The sequence below is a fragment of the Asaia sp. SF2.1 genome (assembly GCF_000505765.1).
Lineage (GTDB): Bacteria > Pseudomonadota > Alphaproteobacteria > Acetobacterales > Acetobacteraceae > Asaia > Asaia bogorensis.
Genome location: NZ_AYXS01000001.1, coordinates 1 through 5,928 on the forward strand (window position 1 = coordinate 1; position 5,928 = coordinate 5,928).

General features: G+C 54.3%; 6 protein-coding genes. 4 read left to right on the plus strand and 2 right to left on the minus strand.

Annotation, left to right across the window (positions count from 1 at the left end; all coding sequences use genetic code 11):
* Positions 1–49: 49 nt before the first annotated feature.
* Complete coding sequence (locus tag P792_RS36840; RefSeq protein ID WP_152530085.1) at positions 50–301, plus strand: hypothetical protein; 252 nt, start codon at positions 50–52, stop codon at positions 299–301.
* Positions 302–532: 231 nt separating this feature from the next.
* Here the strand turns inward: P792_RS36840 and P792_RS20590 are convergent, their stop codons facing one another.
* The gene (locus P792_RS20590) at positions 533–1,006 is read right to left on the minus strand and encodes an Hsp20 family protein (protein WP_023977116.1); all 474 of its coding nucleotides are present in this window, start codon (positions 1,004–1,006) and stop codon (positions 533–535) included.
* 742 nt (positions 1,007–1,748) lie between these two features.
* Here P792_RS20590 and P792_RS20595 point away from each other — a divergent pair.
* Complete coding sequence (locus P792_RS20595; protein WP_031239812.1) at positions 1,749–2,402, plus strand: TauD/TfdA family dioxygenase; 654 nt, start codon at positions 1,749–1,751, stop codon at positions 2,400–2,402.
* Positions 2,399–3,355, plus strand: coding sequence for a hypothetical protein (locus tag P792_RS20600; protein ID WP_023977118.1), 957 nt, complete (start codon positions 2,399–2,401; stop codon positions 3,353–3,355). The genes P792_RS20595 and P792_RS20600 overlap by 4 nt, the downstream gene beginning before the upstream one ends.
* A 250-nt stretch (positions 3,356–3,605) precedes the next feature.
* On the opposite strand, the gene P792_RS20605 is transcribed toward P792_RS20600, so the two are convergent.
* Positions 3,606–4,535, minus strand: coding sequence for an Abi family protein (locus tag P792_RS20605; RefSeq protein ID WP_235075345.1), 930 nt, complete (start codon positions 4,533–4,535; stop codon positions 3,606–3,608).
* Positions 4,536–5,215: 680 nt separating this feature from the next.
* Here P792_RS20605 and P792_RS20610 point away from each other — a divergent pair.
* On the plus strand, positions 5,216–5,623 hold the full coding sequence (locus P792_RS20610) for a VOC family protein (protein ID WP_200863440.1): 408 nt from the start codon (positions 5,216–5,218) through the stop codon (positions 5,621–5,623).
* Positions 5,624–5,928 lie beyond the last annotated feature (305 nt).

A 5,928-nucleotide genomic window follows, 5' to 3' on the forward strand; every position in this document is an offset into this window, starting at 1 on the left:
GTCTGCACCTGATGTGTTTATTGCTTGGCAATAAGATAGGGTATGATTTGTGGCGCAGAAGACAGACAAAATAGGCTCTGACGTTTCAGAAGCAAACCTGCTGACTATTCGCCTCAATATTTTTCTTGAACTCATTTTAGCATTTTTGACGCTCGGGTACGGTGGGGCATTCGCTGACGATAACAGCCGTGCCAATTATTTAGATCTAAGAGCCTGTTTGGAAACTGCGTCTGAGCCCGACAAATGGTCGGGTGGCCCATTTAGCTTTTGCGCAAATACCCTGATTTCCGCTGTTTCGTGACCGTCAATTGCTCGGTGCAGCTGCCAGGAGCCATCATCAGGGGACTTTCCAAACAAGCTCTTAGGAATCGGCCACGCAGCACACTATAAGTTGGGCCAGTAAAAGCCGCCCCTCTGACAAGCCCCGAGCGCGGCGCCGCTTATCGCAGCCAATCTCAAACATTATCCTCGGCGTCCAACGCCATGAAACATGGGGAGAGGGCGTTAAGACACCCTCTCCCCTCAGAAAAAATCAGGCTGCGGTTTCGAGCGCTTCGATCCGCGCAGGTACCGCATCAGCCTTTGATCGGATCTCGATGCGTCGTGGCTTCATTGCTTCAGGAAGTTCACGGTGCAGCTTGATCGTCAGAAGTCCATTGACCAGAGACGCGTTGACGACGTTGACGTGATCGACCAGCTCGAACTGGCGTTCGAAGCCACGCCCTGCGATACCACGATGCAGATACTCCACCTGACCCACTGGCTCTTCGTTCCGATGACCAGTCACTGTAAGCGTATTACGCTCCTGGGTGATCGTAATATCGGCCTGATCAACGCCCGCAACAGCCATATCGATCCGATATTCGTCCTGGCCCGTTCTGACGATGTCGTAAGGGGGCCAGTTATCGGAGCCTGTTGCGCGCGTGGCGGCTTCCAGGGCGCCGAGCATCCGGTCAAATCCAACAGTCGAACGAAAGAGCGGGGTAAAATCCAGGGCAGTTCTCATGTCCATATCCTCCATTTGAGCAACATGGGTAAAAATTACCAGAGATGATGCGTGAGCGATCCTTTGCAGCGATCACCCGAAAACGATCTGGGCGCGATCAAGGTCGTTTCAAGAGGGGCAATCGAAGAAATTCGCGAGAATGATCTGGGCCATACCCGGCGCCCAATATCGTTCCTTGACCTGATCAGGATATCTGCGGCGGAGGCGCGGCGACCTCCAGATCAGGCGTCGAGGATGAGCAGATCCCGATCGTCGCCTGGCTTTACCTGCTGCCTTTGGCGGGAACTGTCAGGCACATTGGCATGAGCGAAAGGCCTCTGGGGCAGGCTTTCGGGCCCATCCGCTACCATTTTGCGCCTATCACCCCTACTTCCGATAATAAGAAGAAACGGAAGTAGGTCGGCATACCAGTAGCCCGCTGCAGGAGCTTTTGATTCGGAGTGGGGAAAGCTCCGAAGGTCATCTATAGCTAATAGGAAATAAGATTGAACACTTTAAGCGCTCGATCTCATGCCTACAACCGAGTATTATAATTTGTTCGCCCCTCGTACTTGAAACGACAGATTCCGTTGAAGTCTGCCGTTCCCTTGCCAAGGTGCTTAGGATAATAAAAAAACAGGCAAAGACTATGGCCACGGCGAATGCCGTTACCACATCTTAATTAGATCCTGGTCGAAAGATTGCACGCATCTATAGTGAATTAGCAATGACGTCAGCACCCACGTTCAACAAAGAGCCGAGCATGTCCGAACTGCGGATACTGGTTGGAGTCGCCGGATATGCCGTGCTTCCACGCATGGCTGCGGGCCAGTCAACCGATCAATTTGCGGCTGGCCTCGGCGAGACTATGCTATCTCGAAGCGGAAAATTGGTGCAAGAACTGACCCCGAAGGCGACTTCCACGCCGAACACCTACAGTGGCTTATTTGGCCTAGGTCGATTTCCATTTCACACAGACCTAGCTCACTGGCCTGTTCCCCCGCGATACCTCCTTCTGCGTTGCATCCGCGGGTATGCGGACATCCCCACTATGATTTTGGACGGCCGCGCTATCGTTTCTGAAATCGGTGCCGAGTTGATGGGGCGGGCACTCGTAAGACCTCGCCGTCCCCAGTGCGGTGAAGTCCGGATGCTCCGACTGAGGGACTCAGCTGGCGCTGACGAGATCATTCGTTGGGACGCAGAGTACCTGAAACCGGCCAGCTACGTCGGTGAATTAGCCTTCTCCAGCATTCAAAGCATCGTCAGGGAAGCAACCGCGACCCCTGCCGTCATGGTCAATGATGGTGATGTGGTGGTGATCGACAACTGGCGCATGCTTCATGCCAGGCCGGCAGTTGCGCCGAACCGAAGAGACCGGAAGCTACAGCGTGTATATCTCAGGAGCCTCGTATGAAGCAGACAGTAATGCCAGGTAAAGTCCCGACAACGTGGGATCCACAGGCACTTTACAACAAGGCGGAACGCTATATCCAGCAGGCGCAAGCGCTCGACAAAGACCAGTGGGATTATGCGCTCTGGACCAGCCTCTCACTTGAATTACTCGCGCGCGCGGCTCTGGCTAACGTGCATCCGATCCTCTTGGCAGAGCCTGACAGGCTAGGCTCGAACATCATCAGTGCGCTGGGCTTTGAACCTGTTGAGAAGAAGTTCGCCCCAAAGTCGATCCCGATTTCCGATGTGTTTCGACGCCTAACGACTCTGCTACCAGACTTCCAAGCGGATCATGAGAATTTTGGCATACAGCATACAGGACAGAGGAATGCGGAGCTGCATTCCGGCGACCTAGCTTTTGACGGTATGAGAGGGGCATCTTGGCAGCCTCGATTCTACATGACGTGCAAAGTTCTGCTGACCTCCATGGACCTGACGCTAGATGCCTTTGTTGGTACCGAAGAAGCCAAAGCTGCCGAGGAGCTGATCACGGCGACGGCCGACGAAAGCGCGAAAGCTGTCAGGGGCGAAGTTGATGCACACCGACAGGTGTGGAGAAGCAAAGGCCAGGACGAACGTGCGACGCTCACTGCGCAAGCTCAGATATGGGCAAACCGACAGACTGGGCACCGGGTTGATTGTCCTGCCTGCGGTTCGGCCGCGCTTGTGTCGGGAAGACCCGTCGCCGCAGCGATAAAAAAGCTCGAGGACGACATGATTATTGAGAGGCAAGAGCACCTTCCAACCCACTTCGAATGCATTGCGTGTGGGCTCAAGATTAATACACTCGCGAAACTAGCAGTCGTCGGGCTCGCGGATCGCTACACAAACAAGCAGGAATACGACGCCGCAGAGTACTATGCGCCTCCCGAGGATGAATGGGCGGGATACGAGGAAGATAATAACGAGCCTTGATGCCTTTGGGGATGAAGGTTTTGATCAAAGGGAGCTTGCCAAGCTCCTTCTACCCCTCATCTTGTCGAGGGCTAGCTGTCACCTTGGTCGTGAGAATGACAGCCTCGTCCCATGGATATGTACTAAATTGTATCTCACACTGTCAGCTTTTCAGCACCCGCCATAAGTGTCCGGAAGTAGGTAATGGGTATGGAGCATAAGGAAATGGCCGGGCCTTGCCCGGCTCGAGATCATGAGCAATCAGCGATCCTTAGGACCAGATCTCCTCAACCTCCCACTTCGATACAAAGCCCCCATGTTCGGCGCTAACGAAAGGTATTTTTGGGAAATGAAGCCAGTGTTTTTTCATTCGGGAGCTCCAAGACGTACTTGGATTAATCTTCTTCACAAGATGGCTCGCTACTGTGGAAGAACCATATACTTTACTGCGCTGGATCGAGGCCGACCTTATGTGAAGGACCCCGGGCGCTTCATCAATTTTGGGTACTTTCGGTTGGTTAACTATGCCCGTGTTCCACAGACGGCCATGATGCGCACAAATATTACGCACGAAAGCAAGCGCCTTTATCCAACTCACAAGCGTGTCAGGCAGCAGGCCATATCGTGATGCTATGGCAAATCGGTCGCTGAGACATGACATCTCTAGCAACTTGGATAACGTGCCGAAGTCCCAGACTTCGACCGCCATCCAGATCGGCACAGGCGAGCTGTACGTCGCGCTGAATTCGCGCAACCAGTCGTCTTTGGACCGATCGAGCGCGCGGTCAGCGTGATCTAGCCAATTTTGATGGCGGGTGTATTTGTTATGGTAAGGGACTAGGTTAGCGCGTTTCACGTCCAAATAAACGCTATCACGATGGGCCCATGGATTGCGCCGACCAAGTGCGTGTGCAAGATCTACTCGCAGTGCGACCTCGATCCGTTCCAGAGCATCAAGGAATATGAGGCGCAGCTTTTTGTCGAACAAATAAAGATCGACTGCGTGGCGAAACTCAGCTCCAGCCTGAAAAACATCGAGACGCGACCTTGGGGCTGAACCACCGGGATTCAACGCCATTTTCTGGAATGGTTGCCAATACGGCGCCAATCGGCCGTAGCCAATGCGCTGCAGGTGCTCGATCGCTTTAGCCTTGTCGGTAACGATCAGGCCGCGGTCCATTAGAAGCGCGAGCTGATCCACAAAACTCAAGTGAGGTTTAGTGTAAGGCGGTAACATCAGCCCAGAGATGAAGAAGGCCGCCCCTTAATGCCAAAGGCAACAGCGGGGACGGCCATGTTGCAGTCTTTATACGCTCAGCAATCACTAGGATCAATAGGTGTTTAGGATTCGTACCGTTGGCCCAGCTAAACCCGTACGAGACTAACCAATCCCTTCATGCCATGGACCGTGGTAGATTAAAAGTAGAGGCAGGCTGCTGCATGTCGCGAGAGGTATTGGCAGGAGCTAACGTCCGGCTTCAAGCTTCACCATGTAAGTAGCTAGGGTAATCAAAACTTTAGCCTCAGCGAGCCTCCGACGCGTGCTTTTCAGCCCGTCCATCGCCTTTTCTTCTCCACCCCCACCTACTTCCGATAATATAATGAAACGGAAGTAGGAAAAATGGTGCAAGGCCGCCAATTTTGCCTATCGGCACTCTTATCTTGCTATACGTTAACGACCGTACAGGAGCGACTGATTGCAAGGGGCACGCTGATCGACTCGTTTCCGGATTGGCCCGGCGAGGTATTTCCGCTCTACGCAGTCCGGCCATACCGTAGACTGGTCCCGGCCACGATCGAGGCGTTCTTGGCCTGCTACGTCGTGGTGGTCGCAACTCCCCCGGTTGGCTAGGTTACAAGGCAAGAGGAATGGACCACCCTATGAAGGTAAAAGCATTCGATCACATCGTTTTTAACGTGCGCGATGTGGAGATTTCGGCGGCTTGGTACGAAAGTGCGCTAGGCATGGAGCGACAAGAAGCCAAGGCCGGAGACGGGTCGACGCGGACGAGTATGATGTTCGGCGTCAACAAGATCAATCTGCGCCCCGTCTCCGCCTCCCAGGAGGCCTGGTTCACCGCGCGCACCCCCTCGCCGGGCAGCATGGACCTGTGCTTCCTGACGGAGCTCCCGCCCGACTCCGTGGCCGACCGCTTCACGGCGATGGGCGTGGCGATTGAGGAGGGGCCAGTCACCAAGAAGGGCGCACGCGGCTCGATCCGCTCCGTCTACGTCCGCGATCCAGATGGCAACCTAATCGAAATATCCTCGTACGAGCCGAAACGCTGATGCGCATGCAGAGCACCTTCGACCTTGCCCAGGCCAGAGCACATACGAGCGAGTTGTGCATTCAGCATTTCGGGATCCCAAATCGGGCAAATACCGTGGAGCGGCGGGTATGAAGCAGCATATTATCATGTAGACAGGGCAGGGGTTTGTTCGACTGCCCCTCCCGACTCATCTCGACTGCTTCATTTGGCGTGCGACTTGGGAACGACCTAATGCAGGCGATAAGGAAGAGAGCCGTGCTTTCTTTCAACCTCTCGATCTTTCCGTGCTAGACTGCTGGCCTTCTGAGTATCGTCGCCACGCGT

Coding starts and splice junctions, on each gene's coding strand:
- P792_RS20590 (WP_023977116.1), bottom strand. CDS start 1,006: ATGAGAACTGCCCTGGATTTTACCCCGCTCTTTCGTTCGACTGTTGGA.
- P792_RS20595 (WP_031239812.1), top strand. CDS start 1,749: ATGTCCGAACTGCGGATACTGGTTGGAGTCGCCGGATATGCCGTGCTT.
- P792_RS20600 (WP_023977118.1), top strand. CDS start 2,399: ATGAAGCAGACAGTAATGCCAGGTAAAGTCCCGACAACGTGGGATCCA.
- P792_RS20610 (WP_200863440.1), top strand. CDS start 5,216: ATGAAGGTAAAAGCATTCGATCACATCGTTTTTAACGTGCGCGATGTG.